The 26,888-nt window shown below is 64.4% G+C and carries 24 protein-coding genes, 4 tRNA genes and 1 riboswitch; of the genes, 12 read left to right on the top strand and 16 right to left on the bottom strand.

From position 1 onward, the window contains the following. The 7 genes from B384_RS0109375 to B384_RS0109345 all read left to right on the top strand — a co-directional run. Nucleotides 1-626, top strand: a 626-nt coding sequence (locus B384_RS0109375) for an SDR family oxidoreductase (RefSeq protein WP_019482858.1), incomplete at its 5' end; no start/stop codon positions are given. A gap of 309 nt (nucleotides 627-935) precedes the next feature. Next, complete coding sequence (ileS, locus tag B384_RS0109370; RefSeq protein WP_156809035.1) at nucleotides 936-4,256, top strand: isoleucine--tRNA ligase; 3,321 nt, start codon at nucleotides 936-938, stop codon at nucleotides 4,254-4,256. Nucleotides 4,257-4,306: 50 nt separating this feature from the next. Further along, complete coding sequence (locus B384_RS0109365) at nucleotides 4,307-5,692, top strand: bifunctional folylpolyglutamate synthase/dihydrofolate synthase (RefSeq protein ID WP_019482856.1); 1,386 nt, start codon at nucleotides 4,307-4,309, stop codon at nucleotides 5,690-5,692. A gap of 11 nt (nucleotides 5,693-5,703) precedes the next feature. Beyond that, nucleotides 5,704-6,171: a DUF4233 domain-containing protein gene (locus B384_RS0109360; RefSeq protein ID WP_035766809.1), complete on the top strand. Its 468-nt coding sequence runs from the start codon at nucleotides 5,704-5,706 to the stop codon at nucleotides 6,169-6,171. Nucleotides 6,172-6,218: 47 nt separating this feature from the next. Beyond that, nucleotides 6,219-6,635: a nucleoside-diphosphate kinase gene (ndk, locus tag B384_RS0109355; RefSeq protein WP_019482854.1), complete on the top strand. Its 417-nt coding sequence runs from the start codon at nucleotides 6,219-6,221 to the stop codon at nucleotides 6,633-6,635. A gap of 73 nt (nucleotides 6,636-6,708) precedes the next feature. Continuing rightward, complete coding sequence (locus B384_RS0109350; RefSeq protein WP_019482853.1) at nucleotides 6,709-7,674, top strand: aldo/keto reductase; 966 nt, start codon at nucleotides 6,709-6,711, stop codon at nucleotides 7,672-7,674. Between the two features lie 2 nt (nucleotides 7,675-7,676). Continuing rightward, on the top strand, nucleotides 7,677-8,429 hold the full coding sequence (locus tag B384_RS0109345; RefSeq protein WP_019482852.1) for an EAL domain-containing protein: 753 nt from the start codon (nucleotides 7,677-7,679) through the stop codon (nucleotides 8,427-8,429). Nucleotides 8,430-8,721: 292 nt separating this feature from the next. Here the strand turns inward: B384_RS0109345 and B384_RS0109340 are convergent, their stop codons facing one another. The 5 genes from B384_RS0109340 to B384_RS0109320 all read right to left on the bottom strand — a co-directional run bounded on the left by B384_RS0109340 (nucleotide 8,722) and on the right by B384_RS0109320 (nucleotide 15,393). Further along, nucleotides 8,722-10,836 (bottom strand): 3-hydroxyacyl-CoA dehydrogenase NAD-binding domain-containing protein, encoded by a 2,115-nt coding sequence (locus tag B384_RS0109340; protein ID WP_019482851.1) that lies wholly within the window; start codon nucleotides 10,834-10,836, stop codon nucleotides 8,722-8,724. Next, a complete protein-coding gene (locus B384_RS0109335) occupies nucleotides 10,833-12,092 on the bottom strand; it encodes a thiolase family protein (protein ID WP_019482850.1) in 1,260 nt (419 codons plus the stop codon). The genes B384_RS0109340 and B384_RS0109335 overlap by 4 nt, the downstream gene beginning before the upstream one ends. A 114-nt stretch (nucleotides 12,093-12,206) precedes the next feature. After that, nucleotides 12,207-13,514 (bottom strand): HRDC domain-containing protein, encoded by a 1,308-nt coding sequence (locus B384_RS0109330; protein ID WP_019482849.1) that lies wholly within the window; start codon nucleotides 13,512-13,514, stop codon nucleotides 12,207-12,209. A 75-nt stretch (nucleotides 13,515-13,589) separates the two neighbouring features. Then, a complete protein-coding gene (locus B384_RS0109325; RefSeq protein WP_019482848.1) occupies nucleotides 13,590-14,225 on the bottom strand; it encodes a DUF3000 family protein in 636 nt (211 codons plus the stop codon). Between the two features lie 67 nt (nucleotides 14,226-14,292). Continuing rightward, nucleotides 14,293-15,393, bottom strand: a complete 1,101-nt coding sequence (locus B384_RS0109320; protein ID WP_019482847.1) for a threonine aldolase family protein — start codon at nucleotides 15,391-15,393, stop codon at nucleotides 14,293-14,295. 250 nt (nucleotides 15,394-15,643) lie between these two features. Between B384_RS0109320 and B384_RS0109315 the strand changes: the two genes are divergently transcribed. Continuing rightward, entirely contained in the window at nucleotides 15,644-17,203 is a 1,560-nt protein-coding gene (locus B384_RS0109315; protein WP_035766851.1) for an LTA synthase family protein, read from the top strand. Nucleotides 17,204-17,211: 8 nt separating this feature from the next. On the opposite strand, the gene B384_RS0109310 is transcribed toward B384_RS0109315, so the two are convergent. The 4 genes from B384_RS0109310 to B384_RS0109295 form a co-directional block, all read right to left on the bottom strand. Further along, nucleotides 17,212-17,964 (bottom strand): SDR family oxidoreductase, encoded by a 753-nt coding sequence (locus B384_RS0109310; protein WP_019482845.1) that lies wholly within the window; start codon nucleotides 17,962-17,964, stop codon nucleotides 17,212-17,214. Next, nucleotides 17,961-19,337 carry a DUF6421 family protein gene (locus B384_RS0109305; protein ID WP_019482844.1) on the bottom strand — a complete coding sequence of 459 codons (1,377 nt, stop codon included), beginning with the start codon at nucleotides 19,335-19,337 and terminating at the stop codon, nucleotides 17,961-17,963. Before B384_RS0109305 ends, B384_RS0109310 begins: the two co-directional genes overlap by 4 nt. 126 nt (nucleotides 19,338-19,463) lie before the next feature. Then, nucleotides 19,464-19,886, bottom strand: coding sequence for a peptide-methionine (R)-S-oxide reductase MsrB (msrB, locus tag B384_RS0109300; RefSeq protein ID WP_019482843.1), 423 nt, complete (start codon nucleotides 19,884-19,886; stop codon nucleotides 19,464-19,466). Nucleotides 19,887-19,900: 14 nt separating this feature from the next. Then, the gene (locus B384_RS0109295) at nucleotides 19,901-20,392 is read right to left on the bottom strand and encodes a hypothetical protein (protein WP_019482842.1); all 492 of its coding nucleotides are present in this window, start codon (nucleotides 20,390-20,392) and stop codon (nucleotides 19,901-19,903) included. Between the two features lie 114 nt (nucleotides 20,393-20,506). Between B384_RS0109295 and B384_RS0109290 the strand changes: the two genes are divergently transcribed. Then, the gene (locus B384_RS0109290; RefSeq protein WP_019482841.1) at nucleotides 20,507-21,760 is read left to right on the top strand and encodes an alpha/beta fold hydrolase; all 1,254 of its coding nucleotides are present in this window, start codon (nucleotides 20,507-20,509) and stop codon (nucleotides 21,758-21,760) included. Here B384_RS0109290 and B384_RS0109285 read toward each other — a convergent pair. Both B384_RS0109285 and B384_RS0109280 read right to left on the bottom strand, forming a co-directional pair. Further along, nucleotides 21,757-22,200 carry a SufE family protein gene (locus B384_RS0109285; protein ID WP_019482840.1) on the bottom strand — a complete coding sequence of 148 codons (444 nt, stop codon included), beginning with the start codon at nucleotides 22,198-22,200 and terminating at the stop codon, nucleotides 21,757-21,759. The genes B384_RS0109290 and B384_RS0109285 overlap by 4 nt on opposite strands. Continuing rightward, on the bottom strand, nucleotides 22,197-23,096 hold the full coding sequence (locus tag B384_RS0109280) for a sulfurtransferase (protein WP_019482839.1): 900 nt from the start codon (nucleotides 23,094-23,096) through the stop codon (nucleotides 22,197-22,199). The genes B384_RS0109285 and B384_RS0109280 overlap by 4 nt, the downstream gene beginning before the upstream one ends. Nucleotides 23,097-23,252: 156 nt before the next feature. On the opposite strand from B384_RS0109280, the gene zapE reads away from it, so the two are divergent. After that, nucleotides 23,253-24,287: a cell division protein ZapE gene (gene zapE / locus B384_RS0109275; RefSeq protein ID WP_019482838.1), complete on the top strand. Its 1,035-nt coding sequence runs from the start codon at nucleotides 23,253-23,255 to the stop codon at nucleotides 24,285-24,287. 75 nt (nucleotides 24,288-24,362) lie between these two features. On the opposite strand, the gene B384_RS0109270 is transcribed toward zapE, so the two are convergent. Then, a complete protein-coding gene (locus tag B384_RS0109270) occupies nucleotides 24,363-24,614 on the bottom strand; it encodes an antitoxin (protein WP_019482837.1) in 252 nt (83 codons plus the stop codon). 170 nt (nucleotides 24,615-24,784) lie between these two features. Beyond that, a riboswitch (guanidine-III (ykkC-III) riboswitch) is annotated at nucleotides 24,785-24,846 on the top strand. Between the two features lie 15 nt (nucleotides 24,847-24,861). Between B384_RS0109270 and B384_RS0109265 the strand changes: the two genes are divergently transcribed. Then, the gene (locus B384_RS0109265; RefSeq protein ID WP_019482836.1) at nucleotides 24,862-25,176 is read left to right on the top strand and encodes a DMT family transporter; all 315 of its coding nucleotides are present in this window, start codon (nucleotides 24,862-24,864) and stop codon (nucleotides 25,174-25,176) included. Nucleotides 25,177-25,347: 171 nt separating this feature from the next. Here the strand turns inward: B384_RS0109265 and B384_RS0109260 are convergent. The 4 genes from B384_RS0109260 to B384_RS0109245 all read right to left on the bottom strand — a co-directional run bounded on the left by B384_RS0109260 (nucleotide 25,348) and on the right by B384_RS0109245 (nucleotide 25,776). Then, a tRNA-Gly gene (locus B384_RS0109260) sits at nucleotides 25,348-25,424 on the bottom strand. Between the two features lie 51 nt (nucleotides 25,425-25,475). Then, a tRNA-Val gene (locus B384_RS0109255) sits at nucleotides 25,476-25,547 on the bottom strand. A gap of 26 nt (nucleotides 25,548-25,573) precedes the next feature. Then, a tRNA-Cys gene (locus B384_RS0109250) sits at nucleotides 25,574-25,647 on the bottom strand. 55 nt (nucleotides 25,648-25,702) lie between these two features. Beyond that, nucleotides 25,703-25,776: transfer RNA gene (locus B384_RS0109245), tRNA-Gly, on the bottom strand. A 173-nt stretch (nucleotides 25,777-25,949) separates the two neighbouring features. Between B384_RS0109245 and B384_RS0109240 the strand changes: the two genes are divergently transcribed. After that, the gene (locus B384_RS0109240) at nucleotides 25,950-26,828 is read left to right on the top strand and encodes a hypothetical protein (RefSeq protein WP_019482835.1); all 879 of its coding nucleotides are present in this window, start codon (nucleotides 25,950-25,952) and stop codon (nucleotides 26,826-26,828) included. Nucleotides 26,829-26,888 lie beyond the last annotated feature (60 nt).

Raw genomic sequence — 26,888 nt, 5'->3', positions numbered from 1 at the left:
AGCTGGCCGCCGAGACCGGTGCCATCGCGGTGCCCACCGATATCACCGAGGACGACGACGTCGAGCGCCTTCTGGGCGCCGTCGCCGACGCAGGTGGTGCTGACACCCTGATCAACATTGCCGGCGGTGCCCGCGGCGCCGACCGGCTGGTCGACGCGAAGACTGCCGATTGGGACTGGATGTACCAGGCGAACGTGGTGGGCACGATGAAGATGACCCGAGCGTTTCTCCCTATGCTCAGGGGTCAGGCGGATGGCGGCACTGTCCTGAACCTGACGTCGACGGCCGGAATGGTCTCCTACGAAGGTGGCGCCGGCTACAACGCGGCGAAGGCTGCCCAGCGTGCCATGACCCGGGCGCTGCGGCTGGAGGAAGCAGAGCATGGTGTCCGTGTGGTCGAGGTGCTGCCCGGCATGGTGCACACCGAGGAGTTCTCCCTGAACCGGCTGGGCAGTGCAGACGCCGCCTCAAAGGTGTACGACGGCGTCGAAAAGCCACTCACCAGCGAGGACGTGGCGGATATCGTCGTCTACGCGGTGACGGTGCCCCACCATGTGAACCTCGACGAGATTGTGGTCCGCCCGCTGGCGCAGGCCGCAGCGCACAAGGTGATCCGGAGCCAGTAGGCCCAGCTGCATTGGCGCCCCGCGCGGGGCGGTCCGTTTCCGCTAGACTAGGTGCAACAGCTTTGACCCGGCCATCACCGGTGAGCTTCCGGAAGAACCCCTGTCGTACGTCCTTCGTGCTGCAGGCTAGTAGAACCGGACGGGTAAGCCCGTCATAGCGGTCACGAAGAGGCAGCCGCGAGAAGATATGTCTCGTTGGCGGCAAGTGAGGTGGTACCGCGGGTTTGGCACCCGGGTTGCAGGCTGACCCGATTGTTGGACGCGTCCTCGCAGGTAACTGAACCACACCTTGCCTACAGGATGAACAACATGCCACAGATCTACCCCAAGGGCACCAGCCATGACAGCGCGGCTGGCGCTGCCTCCTCCTCTTCGGCGTCCCCGCGGTTCCCCGAGATCGAGGAACGAATCCTCAAGTACTGGGACGCAGATGGCACGTTCCAGGCGTCGATCGACGCCCGCAGCGCAGACCTTCCCGACGGTGAGAACGGCTCGAATGAGTTTGTCTTCTACGACGGCCCCCCGTTCGCCAACGGGCTACCCCACTACGGCCACCTGCTGACTGGCTACGCCAAGGACCTGGTGGGCCGCTACCAGACCCAGCGCGGCCACCGCGTGGAGCGCCGGTTCGGCTGGGACACCCACGGACTGCCCGCCGAGCTGGAAGCGATGAAGCAGCTGGGCATGAGCGACAAGGCGCAGATCGAAGCCATGGGCATCGACAAATTCAACGACGCCTGCCGGTCCTCAGTGATGAAATACGCTGGCGAGTGGCAGGACTATGTCACCCGCCAGGCCCGCTGGGTGGACTTCGACAACGACTACAAGACGCTGAACGTCGACTACATGGAGTCGGTTATCTGGGCGTTCAAGAACCTGTACGACAAGGGCCTCACCTACAACGGTTACCGCGTCCTGCCCTACTGCTGGAACGATGAGACGCCGCTGTCCAACCACGAGCTGCGGATGGACGACGACGTCTACCAGGACCGCCAGGACCAGACCGTCACCGTGACCTTCCCCATCCTGGCCGGCAGCACCGAGCTGTCGCAGGAGCTCGCCGGGGTGCAGGCCCTCGCGTGGACCACCACGCCCTGGACCCTGCCCACCAACGCCGCTCTCGCCGTCGGGCCCGACATTGCCTATGCACTGGTTCCCGCCGGACCGACACTGGCCGACGACGACCGCCGCTTCCTCATCGCCGCTGACCTGTTGGGCAACTACGCCAAGGACCTCGGCTACGCCTCAGCGAAAGAGGCGACAGCCGCCGTCGAGCGAACCCTGCAGGGCGCCGAGCTCGCGGACCTGGCCTACGAACCCCTCTGGGACTACCTGGCCGACCCCGAACAGGGCGGTTACCGCAACGCCTTCCGGTTCCTCGTGGCCGACTACGTCACCACCACCGACGGCACCGGCATTGTGCACCAGTCACCCGCCTACGGTGAAGAGGACCAGAAAATCTGCGAGGAGGCTGGCATCCAGGTCATCCTTTCAGTCGATGAAGGTGCGCGCTTCCTCCCGATGTACGGGCAGGGGCCTCTCGCCGACATCGTCGGACTGCAGGTCTTCGAGGCGAACAAGCCCATCAGCCGGGTGCTGAAGGACAGCGGACGCCTGGTCCGTCAGGCCAGCTACGTGCACAGCTACCCGCACTGCTGGCGGTGCCGCAACCCGCTGATCTACCGGGCTGTGTCGTCCTGGTTTGTGGAGGTCACCAAGATCAAGGACCGGATGGTGGACCTGAACCAGGGCATCAACTGGATCCCCGAGAACGTGAAAGAGGGACAGTTCGGCAAGTGGCTGGCTAACGCCCGGGACTGGTCGATCAGCCGGAACCGGTACTGGGGCAGCCCCATCCCGGTCTGGCAGTCCGACGATCCCGCCTACCCGCGGACCGACGTCTACGGCTCGCTCGCCGAGATCCAGGCGGACTTCGGCCGGTTGCCGCTGAACAAGGCGGGGGAGCCGGACCTCCACCGTCCCTTCATCGATGAGCTGACCCGCCCCAACCCCGACGACCCCCGCACACCAGCTGAGGGCCAGTCCACCATGCGCCGGGTCGAGGACGTACTGGACGTCTGGTTTGACTCCGGTTCCATGCCCTTCGCCCAGGTGCATTACCCGATGGAGAACCAGGAATGGTTTGACTCCCACAACCCTGCTGACTTCATCGTCGAGTACATCGGCCAGACCCGCGGCTGGTTCTACATGCTGCATGTGCTCTCCACGGCGCTGTTCGACCGGCCGGCGTTCCGCAACGTGATCAGCCACGGCATCGTCCTGGGCGACGACGGGCAGAAGGCATCGAAGAGCCTGGGCAACTACCCGGACGTCACCGAGGTCCTCGACCGGGACGGCGCCGACGCCATGCGCTGGTTCCTGATGTCCTCCCCGGTGCTGCGTGGCGGCAACCTGATCGTCACCGAACAGGGCATCCGCGACGGCGTCCGGCAGGTCATCCTGCCACTCTGGAATGTCTGGCACTTCTTCAGCCTCTACACCAACGCGGCAGCCGGCGGCACCGGCTACGAGGCAAAAACGGTCAGCCCCGAACGGGCCAATCACCTCGCCGAACCAGTGGACCGCTACATCCTCGCCTACACCGGAAACCTGGTGCGGGATATGACAGCGTCGCTCGATGCCTTCAACATCAGCGACGCCTGCGAGACGCTGCGCCGCTACCTGGACACGCTGACCAACTGGTACGTCCGCCGGAGCCGGCAGCGGTTCTTCGATGAGGACGCCGACGCCTTCGATGTGCTCTACACCTGCCTCGAAGCGGTCTGCCGGGCCGCAGCGCCCCTGCTGCCCCTGGTCACCGAGGAAATCTGGCGTGGGCTCACCGGCGGGCGCTCGGTGCACCTGACCGACTGGCCGGAGGCGTCGGCATTCCCGGAGGCACCCGACCTCGTGGAACGGATGGAACGCACCCGCCAAATCTGCTCCACCGGGTCGAGCCTCCGGAAGGCAGCCAACCTGCGCGTCAGGTTGCCGCTGGCCCACCTCACCGTCGTGGCGCCCTCGGCGGGCAACCTGATTGGTCAGTACCAGGGGATCATCGCCGATGAGCTGAACATCAAGCAGGTCCGGCTCCTCGACGCCGCCGACGCATCACCCGAAGAATTCGGGATTGTGCAGAAACTGGTGGTGAACGCCCGGGCCGCCGGGCCGCGCCTGGGAAAGAATGTCCAGGCAGCCATCAAGGCCGCCAAGGCCGGCGACTGGACGGTCTCCGCAGCCGGTGCAGTGACCGCCGGCGAGCTGGCGCTCGAACCCCACGAATACACCCTGGAAACAGTGGTGGCCGACGACGGCGACAACTCCGGGAAGGCTGTCACGGTGCTGCCCGGGGGCGGCTTCCTCGTGCTCGATACCGTCGTCACCGGGGAGCTCGCCGCCGAAGGAGCAGCCCGGGACGCGATCCGGGCCATCCAGCAGGCCCGCCGCGACGCGGACCTGCACATCAGCGACCGGATCGTGACCACGCTTGGCGTCGCACCGGACCTGGTCGATGCCCTGACATCGAACGCGGCACTCATCAAAGCGGAAACGCTGACCAACGAACTGCACGTTGTCGCTGCTGCGCCAACGGACGGCGAGTTTACCGTCACAGTAGAGAGGCACTCATGAGCCAGCAGAACCCAGAGCCAAGGGATTCAGAGCCAAGGGATTCAGAATCAATGGATTCGGAGTCAAACGGCCCGGCGCCCACAGCGTTCGACAAGTTTTCGGTGGAAAGTGTCTACGCGGAACTGCTGAGCCGGGCACCTGAGAACAAAATGGAACCGCGGATGGCCCCGATGATCAGGGCAATGGAAATCCTCGGCGAACCCAACAAGGCGTTCCCGATCATCCACCTGACCGGAACCAACGGGAAAACCTCGACCGCACGCATGGTCGAGGGCATCCTGCGGGCGCATGAGCTGCGGACCGGGCGCTACACGAGCCCGCATCTGAGCAGCGTCACCGAGCGCATCAGCATCGACGGCGAACCGGTCTCCGACGAAACCTTCGTGCGGATCTGGGACGAGATCAGGCCGTTCCTGGAAATCATCGACGGCGAACTGGAAGCGGCGGGCGACCCCCGGCTGACCTACTTCGAGAGCATCACCATTCTCGCGTTCGCGGTCTTCGCCGACGAGCCGGTCGACGTCGCGATCATCGAGGTGGGCCTCGGCGGGATCACCGACGCCACCAACGTGGGCGACGGCCAGGTTGCTGTCGTCACGCCGATCTCCCTGGACCACACGGAACTCCTCGGCGACACCGAATACGACATTGCGCTTGAAAAGTCGGGGATCATCAAGCCCGGCGGGTTCCTGATCAGTGCGGCCCAACCCCAGGAGGCCGCCCAGGTGCTCCTCGAAAAGGCCCGCGAAGTCGGCGTTGAGTTCCGCTTCGAAGGCGTTGAGTTCGGGGTTGAAACCCGGACGATCGGCGTCGGCGGCCAGGTGCTGTCCATCAACGGGATCGCCGGCCGGTACGAGGAACTGCTGCTGCCCCTGCACGGGGCGCACCAGGCGCAGAACGCCGCCGTCGCCGTCGCCGCCGTCGAGGCATTCATCGGTGGCGGGACCCGTGAACTTGATGCGGCGGTGGTCCGCGAAGGGTTGCGGACCGTGACCTCGCCGGGGCGGATCGAAGTGGTGCGGACCGCACCGAGCATCATCGTCGACGCCGCGCACAATGCCGCCGGCGCCAAGGCAGCAGCAGCGGCGGTCAAGGAAGCCTTCGACTTCAGCCGGCTGATCCTGGTGGTCGGTGTGCTCCAGGACAAGGACGCGGGGGCCATCCTGGCCGAACTGCATGAGGAACTCGGTGGCATCCTCGAGGACATCTGCCTGACCCAGTCAACCTCGCCCCGCGCCATTCCCGCGGCCGAGCTCCTGCAGGATGCGTTGGCGGCTGGTTTCGCCGAGGAAAACGTCCACATCGCCGAACGGCTCGATGACGCCCTCGAATGGGCGGTCATGAAGGCCGAAGAAAACAACGACCTCGCAGGGGGCATCCTCATCACCGGTTCCATCACGGTGGTGGGGGAAGCCCGCACCCTGCTGGGCAAGTGAGGCTGACTCTGATGGAGCAGAATCGAAAGCGTCGCATGACCAAGGCGCAACGCGAATGGCGACCCGGAACGCCCAAGAAACGGCGTTCCATCAAAGTCACCTTCGCCTCGGTGGTCCTCACCCTCGAGGCGCTGGTGGTGCTGTTCGCGACCCTCACCGCATTCGGCCTGTTGCGCGACACCATCTCACCGGTGCTGATCCTCTCGGTGGGCATCGCATTGGCCATCGCGTTGGTCGGGGCGTGCGCGTTCCTCACCAAGCCCTACGGCATTGCCATCGGCTGGATTCTCCAGCTGGTGATCATCGCGACCGGGTTCATCGAACCCACCATGTTCCTGATTGGGGTGCTGTTCGCCCTGACCTGGCTGTACGGGATTCGTACCGGCATCCGCCTCGACGCCGAGAACGTCGAGCGGGACCGCCAGCAGGCTGAGTGGGAGCGGGCGAACCCGGAGGACGAGTCAGAGCCCGCAGGATAAGTTTAGTAGAGTTCCACTGGCCATACCCAACACTTTGGAGGACTTCTGTGAGCGCTGAACGCACTCTTGTACTGATCAAGCCCGACGGCGTGTCCCGCGCACTGTCCGGGACCATCCTGTCCCGGGTGGAAGCCAAGGGATACACCCTGGTGGACCTCAAGCTGGTCTCGGCCAGCCGCGAGATGCTCGAAGAGCACTACAACGAGCATGTTGGGAAGCCCTTCTTCGAACCACTCGTCGAGTTCATGCTCAGCGGGCCCATCGTGGCTGCGATTTTTGAGGGCGAGCGGGTTATCGAGGGATTCCGGTCCCTTGCTGGCGCCACCGAGCCGACGGCAGCCGCACCCGGCACCATCCGCGGCGACCTCGGCCGCGACTGGGGCCTGAAGGTACAGCAGAACCTCGTCCACGGCTCGGACTCGGCGGAGTCGGCACAGCGCGAAATCGGTATCTGGTTCGCCTGACCCCTCGTCGATGCCGGGTGTTACCCGGGGCGCCGAAAGATGCCTCGGGTAACCGGTGTTGTAGCGTAGAGCCATGACTGAATATCGCAGGCTCGGCAACTCCGGATTGAACGTCTCAGTGGTGGGACTCGGATGTAACAACCTGGGCCGCCCCGGAACGCCAACCGAAACCCAGCGCGGCACCAACGCGGTGATCGGCGCAGCTGTCGACGCGGGAATCAACTTCTTCGACGTGGCGGACTCCTATGGAAAGACGCCTGGCCTGAGCGAGGAAATGCTCGGCAAAGCCCTGGTCAAAAATCGCGATGACGTGCTGGTCGCCACCAAGTTTGGACTGGACCTCAAGGGTGCCAACGGCCCGGACTGGGGTGCCAGGGGGTCGCGGCGCTACATCATGAAGGCGGTCGAGGCATCACTGCGGCGCCTGGGCACGGACTTTATTGATCTCTACCAGTTCCATGCACCGGACCCGCTGACCCCCATCGAGGAGACCCTTTCGGCCCTCGACGCACTGGTCAAGAGCGGCAAGGTCAGGTACATCGGCCATTCAAACCGGGCTGGCTGGCAGCTCGCCGAAGCCGAGTTTGTTGCCCAGCTCGGCGGGTACACGCCGTTCATTTCCGCGCAAAACCACTGGAACCTGCTGGAGCGCAGCATCGAGGCCGAGGTGGTTCCGGCAGCCGAAGCCTATGGGATTGGCGTGCTGCCCTTCTTCCCGCTGGCGAACGGTCTGCTGACCGGCAAATACAGTGCCTCGAAGGTTCCGGCCGGTAGCCGGCTGACCCACTCCCGGACGAACCTGCTCGAAGGGGCTGACTGGAACCAGCTGGCCGACTTCGGAGCGTTCGCCCGGGCCCGCGACCTGACCGAACTGCAGGTGGCCTTCTCCTGGCTCGCCGCGCAGCCGTCCGTCGCGTCAGTGATCGCCGGAGCCACCAAACCGGAGCAGATTCAACAGAATGCCGAGGCGGTGTGCTGGGCCCCGTCCGAAACTGAGCTTCAGGAACTGGACCGGATTTTCCCGAGGTCGACCCCCTGACCATGGCCTGCGGCAGTTGCACCACAGCGGCGGAGCTCGACTTCGACTTCAGCATGGCCTTCCAGCCGATCTACGACGCCGTTGCCGGTCGCGTCTGGGGCTATGAGGCGTTGGTCAGGGGAACCTCGGGGGAGGGCGCCTACGAGATCCTGTCCAAGGTGTCACCCGAGCAGAAGTATCGCTTTGACCAGGACTGCCGTGTCAAAGCCATTGAGCTGGCATCGCGGTTGTTCCCTGCGGGGGAGGATCTGAAACTTTCGATCAACTTCATGCCGAACGCGGTCTACGAACCGGCTGCATGCCTTCGCGCGACGCTGCGGGCGGCCGCCCGGTGGAGCTTTCCGCCGTCGTCAATCATGTTCGAATTCACTGAAAACGAGGAGGTCTCCGACACCGGGCACCTCACGAACATCATCATCGAATACCGCAAACATGGGTTCACCACCGCCATCGACGACTTCGGTGCCGGACACGCGGGACTGGGTCTTCTGGTCGATTTCCAACCCGACCTGATCAAGATCGACATGTTGCTGATCCGCGGCATCGATACCAGCCCGGCGCGGCAGACAGTTGTGTCCAGCATCGTGGGCATGTGTAGGGAGTTCGGTATCACGGTCCTCGCGGAAGGCATTGAGACGGAGGCGGAGTTTGCGACCCTGAAGGCAGCCGGTATCGGCCTGTTCCAGGGATACTGGTTCGCGAAGCCCGCCTTCGAGGAGCTCCCGCAGCTACAGTTCGGGGCGGCTGTCCTCTAGCAGCGGTCAGGTTTCAGGCTGGGTCGTGAGGAACCTGGACGCCGGTGGTCAACATTCCCGGCACCGATGCCAGATTGACCCCACCTGACCGGGTTGCTCACCAAACTGCGGGAGGTCAGCCGGGTCACCTATGTTGTGCCAGTTGTGCCAGTTGTGCCAGTTGTGCCAGTTGTGCCAGTTGTGCCAGTTAGGCCAGTTAGGCCAGTTGAGCCAGACACAGAACGGCGCCCGCACCAAGGCCGGTGCGGGCGCCGTCAGTGTCGTTGGGTCACGACGAGCGGCGGGGAAGTGCCTAGTGGAAGGTCTTCCCATTGACCCGCTCGGCCGCGCCCACCCGATCCAGGTACGGTGTGATGCCGCCCTGGTGGAACGGCCAGCCGGCGCCCAGGATGACGCACAGGTCAATGTCCTCAGGTGCGGCAACAACTCCCTCATCGAGCATCCGGCCAATCTCGTCGGCGAGGGCATCCTGGGTTCGGCGGAGCACCTCCGCGCTGTCCGACGGCGAATCGCCCCGGGTCATCAGGGCCAGGGTCGACTCGGGTACGGTCTCGGCGCCGTCGTCGCCCTTCACCCACAGACCCTTGATTCCGGCGTCAATGAGTTTCTGCTGGTTGGCGGAAACATGGAAACGGTCACCAAACGCGGTGTTCAGCGACTCCTGCACGTGCTGGCCGACCGGCAGGCCCACGAGCGCGAGCAGCCGGAACGGCGTCATCGGGTGGCCCATAGGGCGCAGCGCATTGTCAGCTGTCGCCGCGTCTGTGCCCTCATCGAAGACCGCAGTGATCTCGCCAAACATCCGGCCGAGGATGCGGTTGACCACAAACGCCGGAGCATCCTGCACCAGCACCGCCGACTTTTTCAGCTCCTTGGCCAGCGCAAAAGCTGTCGCCAGCACGGCGTCATCCGTGTGCGGTGCTTTGACGATTTCCAGCAATGGCATGGCAGCGACCGGGTTGAAGAAGTGGAAACCCACCACACGTTCCGGGTGGGCGAGGTCAGCTGCCATCTCGGTGACCGACAGTGACGAGGTATTGGTCGCGAGAATACACTCGGCAGAGACCACCGCTTCAACCTCGGCGAACACTGTCTTCTTGACCGCCATCTCTTCGAAGACCGCTTCGATCACAAAATCGGCGTCAGCGAACGCCTCCTTCGAGACCGAACCCGAGACCAGGGCCTTGGTTCGGTTCGCCGCATCGGGGGACAGCCGCTTCTTCGACAGCAGCTTGTCCACTTCTGCGTGGACATAGGCCACTCCCTTATCGACGCGCTGCTGGTCGATGTCGGTGAGGACCACCGGCACCTTCAGCTGCCGGGCGAACAGCAGGGCGAGTTGCCCGGCCATCAGACCAGCACCGACGACGCCGACCTTGGTCACCTTCCGTGCCAGCTTGCGGTCGGGCGCGCCTGCCGGACGTTTGGCGCGCTTCTGCACCAGATCCAGGAACGCGTAGACGGTCGCATGGAACTCGGGAGTCTGCATGAGGTAGGTCAGGGCCTCGCACTCGGCGGCGGCCGACTCTTCGCGGGTCAGGGTCTTCCCAGCCTCAAAGAGGTCCAGCACCTTCCCCGGCGCCGGTGCGGCGTTCGAGGTCCTGGCGGCCACGAAGGCCCGCCCGGCGGCGGCCNCCGCCGCGTCCCAGTCGGCGTCGGTGTAGGCGGCGTGCTTGGCCCGGCTTGCTGCAACTGCCGAGGGGTCCTTCAGGACGCCCGCGGCCCAGGTGAGGGACTGCTCAAGGAAATCGGCAGGCTCAAGCAGGACATCGGCAATGCCCAGGCCATAGGCCGCACGCCCGTCGAGCATCCGGTTGTTGCTGAGGGGGTTCTCGATCATGACCTTTATCGCCGCAGCAGGACCAATCAGGCGTGGCAGCCGGTAGACCCCGCCCCACCCCGGAACCAGGCCAATAAATGCCTCCGGCAGGCCAATGCCGTTGGCTCCGGTGGAGATGGTGCGGTAATCGGCCGCAAGGGCAACCTCCAGGCCGCCGCCGAGCGCCACGCCGTTGATGAAGGCGAAGCTGGGCACGCCGAGACTGCCCAGCAGGTTGTAGGCTTCGTGTCCCAGCTCGGCCATCAGGGCGCCGTACTGTGCGGCCTTGAGTGACTTGACCGTCGACAGGTCAGCGCCCGCCACCAGGAAATAGGGCTTGCCGGTGATCCCGACGGCGGCCAGCTCACCGGCGGCGGCCCGGAGTTTCAGGCCCTCAAGAACCCGACCCAGTTCGATCAGGGTGTTCGGGCCGAGGGTGGTCGGCTTGGTGTGGTCCAACCCGTTGTCCAGGGTGATCAACGCGAGGGTTCCCGCGCCCTGGGGGAGGGCAATGTCCTGCACGTAGGAGTGGGTGATTACCTCGTCCGGAACCAGGGCTGCGAGTTCTTCATAACGGTCAAAGCTCATGCTGCGTCCTCTGCTGTGTTCGACGAGTAGTCAGGGTGGTGGGGGTTCTCCCAGATCACTGTGGCGCCCATGCCGAGGCCAATGCACATGGTGGTCATGCCGTACCGCACTGCTGGGTCTTCCTCGAACTGCCGGGCAAGTTGCAGCATCAGCCGCACTCCGGAGGACGCCAGGGGGTGCCCGACGGCGATGGCGCCGCCATAGCGGTTCACGCGGGGGTCGTCGTCGGCAATGCCGAAGTGATCGAGGAACGAAAGCACCTGCACGGCAAATGCCTCGTTGATTTCAAACAGGCCGATGTCGTCAATGGACAGGCCCGCCTGCCGCAGTGCCTTCTCGGTCGCCGGAACCGGTCCAATGCCCATCACCTCAGGCTCAACGCCGGCGAAGGCGTACGCCACCAGGCGCATCTTCGCGGGCAGGCCCAGCTCGGCGGCGGCATCCGAGGATGCGAGCAACGCGGCGGTGGCGCCGTCGTTCAACCCGGCGGCGTTTCCTGCAGTGACCCGACCGTGCGCACGGAACGGGGTGCGAAGCGCAGCCAGGTCCTCGGTGGTGGTTTCGGGGCGGGGTGGCTCGTCGACAGAATTGAGCGTCCAGCCTGCCCCTTCCTTTCGGGAAGCGACGGACACCAGATCGGGCTGGATCTGGCCGCTGGCATAGGCGGCGGCCAGCTTCTTCTGGCTGCCTACTGCGTACGCGTCGGTTCGTTCCTTGGTGATGGCGGGGAAGCGATCATGCAGGTTTTCTGCCGTGTTTCCCATGTTCAGCGCCGCGGGGTCAACCAGCCGTTCGGACATGAACCGCGGGTTGGGGTCGGTGTCCGCGCCCATTGGGTGGTTGCCCATGTGCTCCACGCCCCCGGCGATCACCACGTCGTACGCACCGAAAGCGATGCCCGAGGCGGTCGTCGTCACGGCTGTCATCGCACCGGCGCACATCCGGTCAATCGCGAAGCCGGGAACGGACCGGGGGAGTCCCGCCAGCAGGGCAGCGGTGCGACCGATGGTCAGGCCCTGGTCACCGGTTTGGGTGGTGGCGGCGATGGCGACGTCGTCGATTCGCTCAGGGGGCAGGGTTGGGTTGCGGCGCATCAGGTCGCGAATGCACTTCACCACCAGATCATCGGCACGGACGCCCGCGTAGATGCCCTTCTCACCGGCTTTGCCGAATGGTGTCCTGACACCGTCGACGAATACGACATCCTTGATCCGGCGGCCTGAGCCGGACTGCGCTGGCACTGTAGTGGTGCTCACCTATTGCTCCTCATTGAGTCTTTATTCGATCCGAGATAGTGATTCGACCCTATGTTACTTGTGAGTAACTTAGCCTGCAAGGATTGCCCGGCGGAAGTGTCGAACAGTGAGGGGCTACCGGGTTGAGTCCGCGGTCCTCGGTGCTTTCTCGGGCAGCGGATCGGGGTCCAGAAACGCGACCGTGAGCACCGCAGCTATTTTTTCGATCTGCCACGGACGCGCGCCAAGCTCGGCCAGGGCGGCGCTGATCGACTCGAGCGTGATCTCGGCCGGCGGACGCCAGGCCACCCGGCGCAGGTAGTCGGGAGTCAGCAGGTTCTCGATGGGTAGATTTGAGGATTCCGCTATTGCTGCCAGCCGGGGGCGCGCAGTCGCCAGGCGCGCAGCGGCCTCGGGATCCTTGTCCGCCCAGACCCGCGGCGGTGGGGGCGCGTTGGTGGGCACCTGGAGATCCGGGAGATCATCCGATGACCGTCCGTCGCTGATGCAACGCAACCACCTGGGCGCCTCCCGTGACGCCGCTCGGCCATGGAAGCCGCTGGTGCCCAGAAGCTGCGGGACTGTTGTCGGCATGGCCTTGGCCGCGGCCAGGATTGCCGAATCAGGGATCAGACGGCCCGGGGCGATGTCCCGGTTCCTGGCGAGGTCCTCGCGTTCCAGCCAGAGCTGGCGAACCACTGCCAGTTGGCGCCGGTCGCGGATCTGGTGCAGGCCCGACGTCCTGCGCCACGGATCGACGCGCGGCTCGGCGGGTGGGGTGTTGCGGATGTGCTCGAATTCCTGCTCGGCAAGGTCGAGTTTGCCGTCGCGGGTCAACAGGGCAATAAGTTCGCCGCGTAGCTCGGTCAGCACCTCAACGTCGAGGGCGGCGTAGCGAAGCCACGGTTCGGGCAGCGGGCGGCGCGACCAGTCAGCGGCTGAGTGCTCCTTGGCAAGGGTGTATCCGAGGAGACTCTCGATGACCGCCGCCAGCCCCACGCGGGGCATCCCCGCGAGGCGGGCAGCGAGTTCGGTGTCGAAGAGCCGGTCGGGCCACATCCCAAGTTCCGACAGGCAGGGCAGATCCTGGGACGCCGCGTGCAGGATCCATTCGACTCCCTCAAGTGCCTCATCAATGATGCGGAGGTCGGTGAATGGCTCGGGGTCGATCAGCCAGGTGCCGGCTCCTTCACGCCGGATCTGCACGAGGAAAGCGCGTTGCCCGTACCGGAATCCGGATGCGCGCTCCGCGTCGACGCCGGCCGGGCCGGTGCCCTGAGCCAGCGTCCGGGCTGCACGTTCCAGACCCGCCTGGGTGTTGATGACCAGGGGGACGCCGTCTTTGGGTTCGTTGAGGAGGGGGAGCGGTTCGATGACGTCCTCAACCGGTGCGTCATCACCTGGAGTGCGATCGTCAGGGTGCTGCGAAATCTGCGAGGTCATGATGATCCAGTCTAGCCGCGTGGTTCGGAGTGGTGAGCCAGCACGACGACGGGGTGCTGGCTGGGTCACGGCGGGCTAGTTTCGGCGACGGTTCGGCAGGGAGGTGACGCCGTCGGGCAGCGGTGGTAGACCGGCGAAGGTGCACATCATATCCGCCCAGGCCTCCAGATGGTTCCGCACCATCGACGAGTCAGGGGTCCAGGACGCACGTAGTTCAATATCGATACTGTCGGGTCGGTCGGTCAACGTGCCGTAGCTTTCGGAGAGGATCCGGGTGGCTGTTCCCCCAGCGGAGCCGTAATCGGCGCCGTGGTTCTGGAGGGCTTCCACCAGCCACGTCCAGGCGACTGATCCCAGCAGGGAGTCGTTGCCCATCTCGGGTTCGAGTTGCGCCCTGATGTAGGTGACAATCCGGAAAGTGCCATCCCACAGGTCGGACCCATTGGGGTCATGCAGGAGGATGAAGCGTCCGGTGGCTAATTCTTCCGGCTCACTGCCAGCGGAAGCGGCCATTGCCGGGCCGTGCACCGGCATCCGGTGCGGGCCAGCCTGGAATACTTCAGCGCCGAGGGCCACAGCAAAGGGTGCCAGCCGCGAGGGCGCCGGAATTTCGTCCAGTCGAATCTCGCCGCGGCACTTCGCCTGGCGGAGTTCGGTCAGGGCTGACTGGAACTCGCGGGGCAGGGGGGTCAGATCGCCAATTGCGCTCACTCAGGAAGGCTATGGCACACCGACCCCCGTGCCGGGCAGGCTCGCCGGTGCGGCCGGCGAGATTGTTCTAGGCCCGGGGAGCCCCGATCTGGTGTGGGCTGGCGGCCGTTTCCCGGCGGATCGCTTCGGCGAAGGCGTCGACGTCGTCGGCTGTGGTGTCGAAGGAGCACATCCAGCGCACTTCCCCGGTGGCGGTGTCCCAGTCATAGAACTTGAACTGCTCACGGACCCGGTCCGCGGCGTCCCGGGGGAGGACGGCGAAGACTGCGTTCGCGGTGGTCTGCTGGGTGAGCTGCACCCCGGGAATCTCCTGGACCAGCGCGGTCAGGCGTGCCGCCATGGCGTTGGAATGGGCTGCCGAACGAAGCCACAGCCCATCCTCAAGGAGGGCGATGAGCTGCGCCGAGATGAAGCGCATTTTGGACGCGAGCTGCATGTTCATTTTGCGCAGGTAGGTGAGGCCGGTGGCCGCGTCAGGGTTCAGCACCACGACGCACTCACCAAAGATCAGGCCGTTCTTGGTACCGCCGAAGGAGAGGATGTCGACTCCCGCGTCCCTCGTGAAGGCGCGCAGCGGCAGGTTGAGGGCCGCTGCGGCGTTGGCGATCCGTGCGCCGTCCAGGTGCAGATGCATGCCGCGGGCGTGCACGTGGTCCGCGATCGCCCTGATCTCTTCAACCGTGTAGAGCGTCCCCAACTCGGTGGTTTGCGTGATGGAGACGGCCAGCGGCTGGGCCCGGTGCTCGTCGCCCCAGCCCCAGGCTTCCAGATCGATGAGTTCCGGGGTGAGTTTGCCGTCCGGGGTGGGAACGGTGAGGAGTTTGATTCCGGCAATGCGTTCGGGCGCCCCGTTCTCGTCCTTGTTGATGTGGGCCGTTTCAGCGCAGATCACGGCGCCCCACCGTGGCAGCAGGGACTGCAGGCTCAGGACGTTTGCTCCGGTCCCGTTGAAGACCGGGAACGCTTCGGTGCCGGCGCCGAAGTGCTCCTGCATCAGTTCCTGCAGGCGGTGCGTGTAGACGTCCTCGCCGTAGGCCGTTTGATGGCCGCCGTTTGCGGCAGCCAAGGCCGCGAGGATTTCCGGATGTACTCCCGAGTAATTGTCGGACGCGAAGCCGCGAACGTCGGGGTCGTGCAGGGAGGCAGGGGGCGCAATTGTTTCAGTCACCTATCAATTATCACCTAGGCGGTGGGTCATCCTCAGCGTTTCAGCCTGACTGTTCCCCTGACTTTTCCCCTGACGCCTCTCCCGACGCCGGAACGGGCCCGAGGTTGCGCTGGGGTGAACGATTCACCACCGCCAGCTGAACGCCTGTTGAACGGGGCATGAAACGGTATTACGCTTTTATGGGCCCGGGAATGGGTTGGTGACACGGATGGTCATCGGACATCCAGGCATCCGAAAGGCAGGGGGTGCCATGTTTGGTCGTATTGTTCAGGTGACCCGCCGGGCCGGCGTCGTGGTCGGACACCTTGTGGTCCACCTTCTGATCGGAGTGGGGCTCGCCCTCCTCATGGCTGCCGTCATCATCCGCCTCTTCTGGGGCGAGATTTCGGTCAACCAGATGTTCCTGAACATTGTCGCCGTGGAAGCCGATGGTGGTGGCGGGTCCATCGTCTGGATCAGCATCCTAGGCATTGCTGTGGTGCCCCTGCTGGTTACGGTGGGGATCGCGCTCTGGCTGTTTTTCCGGCGCCGTAAGCGCCGCCGTGATGGCGACCTTCGGCGGCCGCCTCGCGTGCAGTGGATCATGCGCGCCGTTTCTGCCGCCCTGGTGGCCGCAGTCGTCATCGGCGGGACCACCGCTTTTGCCGCCACGGTAGGCGTTCGGGACTACCTTGAGGCGGCCAACTCCGGGTACGACTTCGGCGACTTCTATGTGGAACCGACCATCACCGACGACACGGACAAACGCAACCTGGTACTGATCTATCTCGAGTCCGGGGAGGCCACGCTCGAGGACGACCAGCTCTTCGGGAAGGATGTCTTCGCTCCGCTCAAGGCGGCCACGAAGGCGTCGGATGGCTGGCAAAGCGTCGAGAACCTGAAGCAGTACGAGGGGGGCGGCTGGACCATGTCCGGGATCACCGCGACGCAGTGCGGGATCCCGCTGAAGGGTATCGGCTCCACCTCGGGCGGCGGCGCCTACAACGCGCTCGGCGGTAACGTCCAGACGTACCTCGAAGGGGTGACTTGCCTGGGCGATGTGCTCGCTGAGTACGGCTATACGAACGTATTCCTTGGCGGCGCCAATGCCGCGTTTGCGGCGAAAGACGTCTTCCTGGGCGGGCACGGCTACTCCGAGGTGAAGGACCTGCCGGACTGGCGTGCCGCGGGTGAGCCGGAGAAGGCCTTCCGCAGTGACTGGGGTCTGAGCGATGAACGCCTGTTGGCCCACGCGAAAGACGAGGTCGACGAACTGCACGCCGAGGCGGAGAGGACTGGTCAGCCATTTAACCTCTCGATGCTGACCCTGGATTCGCATGAGCCGGTGCACATTTATGACTACTGCACCGTGGGTACGCAGAGCGAGGTAACCGCCGCGTTTTCCTGCTCCATGACGCAGGTGGCCGGATTCGTGGACCACATGAGGCAGCAGGGTTATCTCGAGGACACTGCCGTAGTGATTATGGGTGACCACCTGAAGCAAATAGGTGGCGGCCATGCGTTCCAGGCGGAATTGACGGACCACAATAACCGCACCATCTTCAACCGGATCTGGGTGCCGGGCGAGGACGGTAACAGTGACCTGCGCCCCCGCGTGGACCAGCTGAGCATGTACCCGACGATCCTGGAAGCTGCCGGCCTGACGCTGGCGGGTCAGGAGGCAGGATTGGGTGTTTCAGCGTTCGCCTCGCGTGTCCCGGCCGGTTCAGCGCAGGCGCTGCAGCCCAGTTACTACGCGGACCTGGTGAGCTCACTTTCCCCGCAGTTTTACGCGAAGGCCTGGGGCGGCGAGGACGCCGCCACGCAGTAGCGTTTGCCCTAACTGGGCAGGATGATGCGTTGTCCGTTTACCGATTGCGCCTCGGCGGCGTAAAGACCAACCACCGCTGCGGCCAGATCATCGACATGGGTGTACCCGGGGAATCTGCGTTCCGGATGCGCGGCCCGCAGTGCGTCGTCGACGAGGGCTTTCACCACGAGGATGGTGGCAGCTGATGTCTGACCGGCGCCCGGGGTGGTGCTGTCGCCGGCGGCGTCCTGATCGCGCCGGAATCCGTCGGCCACCGCTCGGGTCCAGGCTTCCGCGGCTGACTTGAGAGCCGCATAGGAGGCGGCTGCCGCCGTCGGGCTGTCCACGGCTGTGGAGGACACGATGGCCACCCGCCCCCTGGAGGATGCGAGGAGTGGGGGGTAGAAGGCACGAGTGGTGTTCCGCAAGGTGGTGAGCACGCTGGTGTGGAGCAGCTCGTAGTCCTCATCCGTCTGCCCGGTGATTCCGTTGCCGCCGCGCCAGCCGCCCACCAGATGAATCAGGCCGTCCAGTGACTCATAGTCCGCAGTGAGCGCATGGCATAACGCAGTGACAGCCTGGGCATCGGCCAGGTCGCAGACCCGGCGGTCGACGTCGTCGAGCTGGCCCAGCGCCTGCTCAAGCCGGCCGGCGTGGGATCCGACAGCTACCACCGCGGCACCCTGCTGGCGGAGCAGGGTGGCGCACGCGATCCCCGAAGCGCCGGCGGCGCCGGCCACCACCACCGTCAGTCCGTCGAGTGCTGGCAACGCGTTGCTCATTCAGCGGCCCCGGTGATACCGGCGGTGGACTCGATGACCGGTTTCATTTTGCGGTCCAATGCCTCAAAGAACATCGACAGCGGGAATTCGTCGTCGAGGACGGCATCGGTCAATCCACGAGGTGGTCCGGTCAGTTCGAGGGCGTCCGGGCCCTTGGCCCAGACCGACGCCGGGTGGGGTGTCACGGTTTCGGTGACCAGCTGGTAGGCGGCAAGCCAGTGGGCGGTCTTCGGCCGGTCAATGGAGCGCCAGTAGAGCTGCTCAATTTTCTCGCCGAGGGCGATGACGACGTCGGGAACCTCCGCCCAGTCGATGCTCAGGCGGCTGTCGGTCCAGTGGAGCACGTGGTGCTGGTGCATCCACGCGAACAGGAGTTGACCGCCCAGACCGTCGTAGTTGCGGACCCTGCTGCCGGTGATGGAAAAGCGGAAGATCCGGTCGAAGATGACTGCGTACTGCACCAGTCGTGCATGACGGCGGGTCTCGTCGGGAGCCGATTCGTCGAGGGCGATCTTCACTGATTCGCGGAACGCCGTCAGGTCGCACCGGAGTTCCTCCAGGGAGTACAGGAAGTAAGGCATGCGTTGCTTGATCATGAACGGGTCAAACGGGAGGTCACCGCGCATGTGGGTGCGGTCATGGATGAGGTCCCACATGACGAAGGTCTGCTCGGCCAGCTGTTGGTCTCCCACGAGCTCGCTGGCTTCGGCAGGCAGTTCCAGCTTGGTGATCTCCGCCGCGGCGGTGACCACCCGGCGGAAGCGTGCCGCTTCGCGGTCGGCGAAAATGGCGCCCCAGGTGAACTGCGGTGTGGTGCTGACGGCGACGGTCTCCGGGAAGAGGACTGCCGAGTTGGTGTCGTATCCGGCGGTGAAGTCGAGGAAGCGGATGGGGACGAAGAGCTTGTTGGAGTAGTCACCGGCTTCGAGCTCGGCAATGAACTCGGGCCAGAGCACTTCAATGAGCACCGCTTCGACCAGCCGGTTGGTGCTGCCGTTCTGCGTGTACATGGGGAACACCACCAGGTGCCTGAGGCCGTCGACCCGATGCTCCTGCGGTTGGAACTGCAGCAACGAGCTCAGGAAATCGGGCACTCCGAAGTCCGAGGACTGCCAGGTCTGGAAGTCCTCCACGAGGGCCGTGAGGTAGCCGGCGTCGTGGGGGAAAGACGGAGCCAGGGTCCTGATCGCCTCGACAATAGCGTCGACCAGTTCGGACGCCAACGCATGGTTCGAGGTTTCCGGGACGGATCCGTCCTTGACCTGGAGCGGTTGAAGGGCCGAAGCGGCGGCTTTGAGCTGATGCCAGGCGGGTGAACGCTCAGGGGCTCCGGCAGGTGAGGCGAGGCTGGTGTCAATGGTCGTCGAAGTCATGAAAGCGAGCGTAGCAACTGAAAAGGTTTACTTACTCAAAAAACCCTTGAGCATAAGCAACTCTTATTTGTGACTGGGTTGCACTGGTGGGGAGGCCCAGACATGCTGGACCTCCCCGCGGTTCTGCTAGGACTGTTCGAGCAGCTTCATGGACACCGAGTTGATGCAGAAGCGCTGGTCGGTGGGGGTGCCATAACCCTCACCCTCAAACAGGTGGCCGAGGTGCGAGTCGCAGTTGGCACACCGGACCTCGGTGCGCTGCATCCCCATGGAATTATCGTGCAGGTAGCGGACCGTGTTCTCGGCGAGGGGCGCCCAGAAGGATGGCCAACCGCAATGTGAATCAAATTTTTCGTTGCTGGTAAAGAGTTCGTGCCCGCAGGCGCGGCACTGGTAAACACCCTTGGTGTTGGTGTCGTAGTACTCGCCGGTATAAGGCCGCTCAGTACCAGCCTGACGCAGGACGCGGTACTCCTCACTGGTTAGCTCGGAGCGCCATTCGTCGTCGGTCTTCTGGACAGGGACATCGCTGGGTTCTGTTGTGCTCATAATTCCTTCAACGCCTAAGAACCGCCGATAAATCCCGAACCGGAATAGAGGTGCAGCACAGGCACTCCCAGCCGGTCCTGGGCCTGATTCGCCCAGTCGGTGTGGAGGGTATCGGCGACGGCGTGCGGTCGGGTGATGACAACCGCTTGCTGTGCGCCATGCTGGCTGACGGCGTCGACCATTGCCTCGACAGCGTTGCCGGTGGCAATAAACCCGTGGGCGGTAAGGCCGTGGGCCTCGGCCACCCGCAGCGACGCTTCGAGAGCCGCCTCTGCGCTCCCACGTGATTTCTGGGCCGATGGCTGCCCCTGGGACAATTCGCGGAACGCGTCGGCGAACTCCAGCAAGCTCAGGTGATGGAAGAACTCGGCCATCACATTCTTGTGCCGGTCATCGGGGATCAACACCAGCAGTGTGGCCTGTTCCTCACCCACCAGGGTCAACAGGTTCTTCGCGTCGCCGTCGTTGAGGCTTTCTTCGGTTAGTACCACTATCGTCTCGGACATGAGCCAAGACTAGTGCTCCAACGCGTGGCGCCCTAGTGCACGGAGACAGCAGCTCTCACGACACCCCGCTCCCGTGTGCCGCCGATCCTCCGGTCCACAGGCAAGAATGGGGGTATGCGTAAACTTTCCGCCACGGTGCCGGAGCAGTCCACCACCGCCCCCTGGGTCAAATGGACCATGCTCGGGGTGGGGATTGGTGGTGCCGTCGGCTCAACAATTGCGGCCGGCACCTCCGGTCTCGCCGCGCATTTCGCGCGCCAGGTAGTGACCCCAGCCCGGGTCAGGGACGAAAACCTCGACATCCTGGCGGTGATCGGCACCGGGGGTAGCCAGCAAGTCATTCTCCCCGCGAATGACGACACCACCGTCGAAGGGACCTACAGTCTCTACTTCGACGGTGGAGCAGGACATGCCCGGATTGGGGCGATCCTGTCCTACGTTCCCCGTGAAGGGACCGTGCAACGCGAGGTGGAGGCGGTGTACTCCGGGCATCTGGCAAGCGCGACGCGGGGCTGGTGGAGCGGCGCGGTCTTCCCGTCGCCGTCGGCGGTTGGCTTCGCTGATGAAGAGGTGGACATCCCGGTTGACGGGGGAGTAGCTCCGGCCTGGCTGATCCGCGCCGAGGAAGCCTCGAAGGATTGGGCGGTTATGGTCCACGGCAGGGGAGTGCAGCGGACCGAAGGACTGCGGGCGGTGCGTCTGGCCAGGTCATTGGGCATGACCAGTTTGTTGACCTCTTACCGGAACGACGGCGAAGCCCCGCACGCAGCCGATGGCAGGTACGGACTCGGGATGACCGAGTGGCGTGACGTTGAGGCGGCAATCGACTACGCGGTGGCACACGGCGCCGAGGGCGTGGTGCTTTTTGGGTGGTCGATGGGTGGCGCCATCTGCCTGCAGACCGCCGACCTCTCGGGTCATCGTCAGCGGATCAAGGCGCTGGTACTTGACGGTCCGGTGGTCAACTGGATTGAGGTGCTGGCGTATCACGCCCAGCTCAACCGCATCCCCGCGCCGATTGGCCGGCTTGGCCAGTGGCTGCTGACCAACCGGGCCGGCCGGAAAGCCACGGGCCTCGCGGCACCGCTCGACCTGAAGAGCCTCGACTGGGTGTCACGGGCCGAGCAGCTGACCATTCCCACACTCATCATCCACAGCGAGGACGATGAGTTCGTGCCGGTGGGTGCTTCGGCTGAACTTGCGGAACGCAACCCTGCGTTTGTCACCTTCGAGCGGTTCCACCGGGCCCGCCATACCAAGGAATGGAATGTGGACCCGATGAAATGGGAGCAGACGGTGGCCAATTGGCTTGCCCCCGTACTCCACGGCCGCGCCCGCCCGGGCGTCCGGAACGGGCAAGCCGGTTAGCTGTTTTGCCCGGCCCTGACGGTGCGTTTGATCCGCCCCAGCATGGCCGTCATCCCGCGCATCCGCAGCGGCGTGATGGCCCGGGTGAGTCCCAGCCGGTCCGGAACGTCGTCCGGCACGGCGAGGATGTCGGCCGAGGAGAGCCCATCGAGACCTTCCAGCAACACCCCGGCGAACCCGCGGGTTGTCGGAGCCTCAGGCGGGGCCGAGAAGTACAGGCGCACGATCTGCTCCGGGCTGTCGTCGATGTCGACGCTGAGGAACAGGGGAGTCTGGCATTCGACCACCTGTTCCAGCAGTTCCGGATGCTCCTGAAGGTGCTGGGGGAGCTCGGGGAGACCCTGGGAGAATTCGAGCAGCAGCTGCAACCTGTCAGGTTCGTCGAGGGCCTGAAAGTCCTCGACAATCTCACTCAATTTGGTGGGAAGTTCAGTGGTCATGACGCCGGAACCTCGCCGCGCTCTTCACCCTTGACGATCGGGACGCGCACAGCGTTGCCCCACTCGGTCCACGAACCGTCGTAGTTGCGGACCTTGGTGAAGCCCAGCAGGTGGAACAGGACAAACCAGGTGTGGCTCGACCGTTCACCGATACGGCAGTAGGCGACGACGTCGTCGTCGTCCTTCAGGCCCACCTCATCCCGGTAGATTGCATCGAGTTCGGCCCGGCTTCTGAAGGTGCCATCCTCGGCGGCGGCGCGAGCCCACGGGACGGAAGCCGCGGTTGGGATATGACCGCCGCGAAGCGCGCCCTCCTCCGGGTACGCAGGCATGTGGGTCCGTGCGCCGGTGTACTCGTCCACGGAGCGGACATCGATCAGCGGTTTGCCCAGGTGACCGAGGACGTCACTCAGATAGGCGCGGATCGGCGCGTCGTTGCGTTCCACCACCGGATAGTCGGCGGTCTGGGGCGCCGGCACCTCGGTGGTAGTGGGCCGGCCCTCGGCGAGCCACTTGTCGCGGCCGCCATCCAGCAGCCGGACATCCTCGTGCCCGAACAGGCTGAAAACCCAGAGCGCGTAGGCTGCCCACCAGTTGCTCTTGTCGCCGTAGATGACGACTGTCGAATCCCTGGTGATTCCCATGGCCGACATCAGCCGGGCGAAAGCGGCGCCGTCGACATAGTCGCGGGTCACCTCATCGTTCAGATCCGTGTGCCAGTCGACCTTGACCGCACCGGGGATATGGCCCGTGGAATACAGCAGAACATCTTCATCAGACTCCACCACCACGACCGACGGGTTGTCGAGATTCTGGGCGAGCCAGTCCGCGGAGACGAGCCGTTCCGGGTGGGCATAGTGAGCGAACTTCTCATGGGGGTCTGCTGCGACTGACATCCGTTGGCCTTTCTCGTGACGTTCTTGTGGTCTCTACTAGCCTAACCACGCGTTCCCCCATTTATTTCCGATGCGTTCACCGCATGCCATAAATGGCGGGCCGTGGGGTCGTCGCAGGGCGCGGCGGCCAGCGAAAGTGCCGTATTCTTGCCTACCGTGGCAACAATCGAGCAGCTCTCCCAGCGGACCCCCAAAGTTTCGGTCGACGAACTCCTGACCGGGTTCTATCCGTCCCCTCGATTCGGTGAGGTGTCCTTCGACAGTTACCGTCCGGACCCCGGGCAGCCGTCGCAGGCCGCGGCCGTCAAGGCGTTGTCCGAGTTCGCCGACATGGTGAATCAGCCGGAGCCGACAGGGTTGCGGAAGCTCTTCGGCGCGAAGAAGCCAGCGGCGCGGGCCGGAATCTACCTCGACGGCGGTTTTGGTGTCGGAAAGACCCACCTCCTCGCTTCCCTCTGGCATGCAACAGCCGGTAAAAAGGCCTTCGGCACCTTCGTCGAGTACACCAACCTGGTGGGTGCGCTGTCCTTCCGTCGGGCCGTCGACGCGCTGAGCGGTTACGCGCTGGTCTGCATTGACGAGTTTGAGCTCGACGATCCAGGAGACACGGTCCTGATGTCCCGCCTGATGCGTGAATTGGCGGATGCCGGGGTCAAGCTCGCGGCCACGTCCAACACCCTTCCCGGTTCGTTGGGGGATGGGCGTTTTGCGGCAGTGGATTTCCAGCGGGAGATCCAGGTCCTCGCCGACCAGTTCGACGTGCTCCGGATTGATGGCGAGGATTACCGTCACCGGGGCCTTCCCGAGGCACCCGTCCCCTTCAGCGAATCCGGCCTTCACGACCGGGTACGTGAGCTCAGGGCCGGCCCGGACGGCATCCTCGCCGAGGATACGTTCAGCGATCTGGTGAAGCACCTGTCCGGGGTGCACCCAAGCCGGTACCGCCAGCTGATCGACGACGTCGATTTCATTGCCTGGCACAATGTGACAACTATTTCGGAGCAGGCGGTAGCGCTCCGCTTCGTGGTCCTCGCGGACAGGATTTATGACAAGGACATTCCGGTGCTGGCTAGCGGCGTAGCCTTCGACCAGCTCTTCACCGAGGAAATGATGACCGGCGGCTACATGAAGAAGTATCACCGTGCGGTGTCACGCCTGACAGCCCTGGCACGCCAGGGCAGTGAAGCCTAGCCAGACCCCTGGCACGCAAAAAGTGCCGGTGCTGCCTCGCGGCAGGACCGGCACTTTCTTGTCGAGCAGTAGGTCTTATACGGCCGGGGGAGTCCCGGGGCCAGCTGGCCGGTTGGTGTCCCCGCGGTCGGTCTTATCGACCATTTCGGAGGCTTTGGACTGAACCTTGTCGATCTTGTCGGCGTACTTGCCTCCGGTCTTGCTGTCAACAAAGTTGCCAGCGTGACCGATGCCGTCCTTGATCTTGCCAGAGTTCTCGCCCACCAGCTCGGTCGCCTTTTCCTTCAGCATCCCGGCCTTGCCTTTGAGCCCGTCAAATACAGACACAGGCACCTCCTTTCGATCCGGGAACCTGTTGTTCCCTCTGCCAAATATCTTAGGCCGATGGAATGGCAGTTCCAAGGACGTAACCTGTGCAACACCTGGGTGTCCGCCCTCGGCGTATTTCCACCCAGTTCCCACCCAGATTGCCCCGGCACCGGGGGTGTGACAATCTTGACGAGCCAGATGGCACCCGGACGAGGTGCGCCGTACCCGGTCAGCGACAAGACGGCGTTTCAGGAGTGAGACTGTCATGGCATGGATTGTTCTAGTGGTATCCGGCGTACTTGAAGCCGTCTGGGCTACGGCCCTGGGGAAGTCCGAGGGGTTCACCCGGCTGGTTCCCTCAATCGTTTTCGGTGTCGCGGTGACGCTGAGCATGGTCGGGTTGGCCTGGGCCATGCGCACACTGCCCGTCGGGACCGCCTATGCGGTGTGGGTGGGAATCGGCGCCTCGCTGACTGTGGCCTACGCGATGATTTTCGACGGCGAATCCGCGTCCGTCATCAAAGTGCTGCTGGTCCTCGGGATTGTGGCCTGCGTGGTGGGCCTGAAACTGCTGCACTGATCCTGGGCCAAGCCCTGCACGGAGGCCCGCTACCGGCGGGCTGTCCCTGGGCGGCGGTGCTCAGGCCCAGTGAAACCGTCCGCCGCGCGGGCATCGGGGTCGCATGGAGCCGAACCAGCAAGAAAAAACACCCCCAAACGAAGCTGGGGGTGTCCTGGGTGCTGCGTGGTGTGGAGCGGACGACGGGATTCGAACCCGCGACATCCACCTTGGCAAGGTGGTGCTCTAGCCAGCTGAGCTACGTCCGCGAAAAAGCGGTACCCGGTGAATTCCGAAGAAACCACGGGAACCGCTTTGAGTGGGCGATACTGGGATCGAACCAGTGACCTCTTCCGTGTCAGGGAAGCGCGCTACCGCTGCGCCAATCGCCCATCGAGATGGGTGCAAGCTTTTGTACTGGAGGTGGGGACGGGATTCGAACCCGCGTATACGGCTTTGCAGGCCGCTGCCTCGCCTCTCGGCCACCCCACCGTGCCTAGTAAACCAGGACTGCCGAAACGTACTTCGACAGCTACAGTGACTTGCGAGCGGACGACGGGATTCGAACCCGCGACATCCACCTTGGCAAGGTGGTGCTCTAGCCAGCTGAGCTACGTCCGCATGTTGAGTGATGATCCATAACCCAGTGAAAATCCTTGGATTTGCAGGGTTATTCGTCGTTTTCCAACGAGTAAAAACTCTATAGGAGGAAATGGGGTTCGTCCAATCCGCGTCCACCAGCGTCAGATTCGGGCCAAATGTAGATTGTCAGTATCCGATGTCAGACTGGAAGCATGACACAACCGCTGCTGGCTCACTCAACAGAGCACGGACGCATGTATTCCCGCTCCACCAGGGACCGCCCGATAGTCCCCTCGATCACCACAGTGATCTCGCAGGCTGCTGCGTCGCTGGACGGGTGGATCGGCTACATGGCTGCCAACGCCGTCGCCAATGATCCCCGCGTCCCCGCGGCACTGGGCAATCCGGCGCAGCTCCGGACCGTCGTGAAGGACGCATCAGTCGCTGCGGAGCGGTACCGCGATGAGGCAGCGGGCAGAGGCACCCGGGTGCACTACTACTGCGAACAGGTGGCGCTTCGTGATCTGGAACAGGCGCACGACGTCGACGCCGCCCGGCTAGCCCTGGTGGAGAACGGCGAGGAAGCCTTCGCCGACCGGTTTGACGAATGGTGGACGCTCTACCAGGTCCGCCCGATCGCTGCTGAATTGACCGTCTGGAACGACGAGGTCGGCTACGCCGGGACACTTGACCTACTGGCCGAGATTGGGGGACGGCTGTGCCTGATCGACTTCAAGACCAAGAACACCGACCGTGACGGACAGGTCAAACCGCTGGACGACAAAGTGGTGATGCAACTGGTGGCCGGCATGAAAGCTCAGGAAAGCCTGGTCGACGGCGAGAAGGGGGTCTGGGAGCCGTGGAAGTATGACCACGAGCTGATCCTGCTGGGAGTCGCAATCGGTAAGACCGAGGTACGCGCCATGCGCGCCAACCCCGAGGTCCTGAAAGAGCACTGGTTCCGGTTCTGTGCCCTGCGCCGGTCCTGGGAGGCCGGGCTCGACGCCGCCGCCGCCGGCCGCGCGCTGCTGCCCATCGGCCCACCGCCGGTACCCGCCGCGGGCGTCACGGCAAGCGGGATGGTCGGCTAGCCTTCCTTCGACCGAGGTCGACGAGGTTCGCGCCTAGAATGGCATCGACCCAAAGTGAAG

Source organism: Arthrobacter sp. TB 23 (assembly GCF_000294595.1).
In the GTDB taxonomy this organism is placed as follows: Bacteria; Actinomycetota; Actinomycetes; order Actinomycetales; family Micrococcaceae; genus Arthrobacter_D.
This window is presented reverse-complemented; position numbering and strand designations above follow the sequence as displayed.

Bases quoted from the DNA above. Each gene is read 5' to 3' on its own strand.
- ileS (WP_156809035.1), top strand. From the start codon at position 936: ATGCCACAGATCTACCCCAAGGGCACCAGCCATGACAGCGCGGCTGGC.
- B384_RS0109365 (WP_019482856.1), top strand. From the start codon at position 4,307: ATGGATTCGGAGTCAAACGGCCCGGCGCCCACAGCGTTCGACAAGTTT.
- B384_RS0109360 (WP_035766809.1), top strand. From the start codon at position 5,704: ATGGAGCAGAATCGAAAGCGTCGCATGACCAAGGCGCAACGCGAATGG.
- B384_RS0109350 (WP_019482853.1), top strand. From the start codon at position 6,709: ATGACTGAATATCGCAGGCTCGGCAACTCCGGATTGAACGTCTCAGTG.
- B384_RS0109345 (WP_019482852.1), top strand. From the start codon at position 7,677: ATGGCCTGCGGCAGTTGCACCACAGCGGCGGAGCTCGACTTCGACTTC.
- B384_RS0109330 (WP_019482849.1), bottom strand. From the start codon at position 13,514: ATGACCTCGCAGATTTCGCAGCACCCTGACGATCGCACTCCAGGTGAT.
- B384_RS0109315 (WP_035766851.1), top strand. From the start codon at position 15,644: ATGTTTGGTCGTATTGTTCAGGTGACCCGCCGGGCCGGCGTCGTGGTC.
- B384_RS0109310 (WP_019482845.1), bottom strand. From the start codon at position 17,964: ATGAGCAACGCGTTGCCAGCACTCGACGGACTGACGGTGGTGGTGGCC.
- B384_RS0109305 (WP_019482844.1), bottom strand. From the start codon at position 19,337: ATGACTTCGACGACCATTGACACCAGCCTCGCCTCACCTGCCGGAGCC.
- msrB (WP_019482843.1), bottom strand. From the start codon at position 19,886: ATGAGCACAACAGAACCCAGCGATGTCCCTGTCCAGAAGACCGACGAC.
- B384_RS0109295 (WP_019482842.1), bottom strand. From the start codon at position 20,392: ATGTCCGAGACGATAGTGGTACTAACCGAAGAAAGCCTCAACGACGGC.
- B384_RS0109290 (WP_019482841.1), top strand. From the start codon at position 20,507: ATGCGTAAACTTTCCGCCACGGTGCCGGAGCAGTCCACCACCGCCCCC.
- B384_RS0109285 (WP_019482840.1), bottom strand. From the start codon at position 22,200: ATGACCACTGAACTTCCCACCAAATTGAGTGAGATTGTCGAGGACTTT.
- B384_RS0109280 (WP_019482839.1), bottom strand. From the start codon at position 23,096: ATGTCAGTCGCAGCAGACCCCCATGAGAAGTTCGCTCACTATGCCCAC.
- B384_RS0109265 (WP_019482836.1), top strand. From the start codon at position 24,862: ATGGCATGGATTGTTCTAGTGGTATCCGGCGTACTTGAAGCCGTCTGG.
- B384_RS0109240 (WP_019482835.1), top strand. From the start codon at position 25,950: ATGACACAACCGCTGCTGGCTCACTCAACAGAGCACGGACGCATGTAT.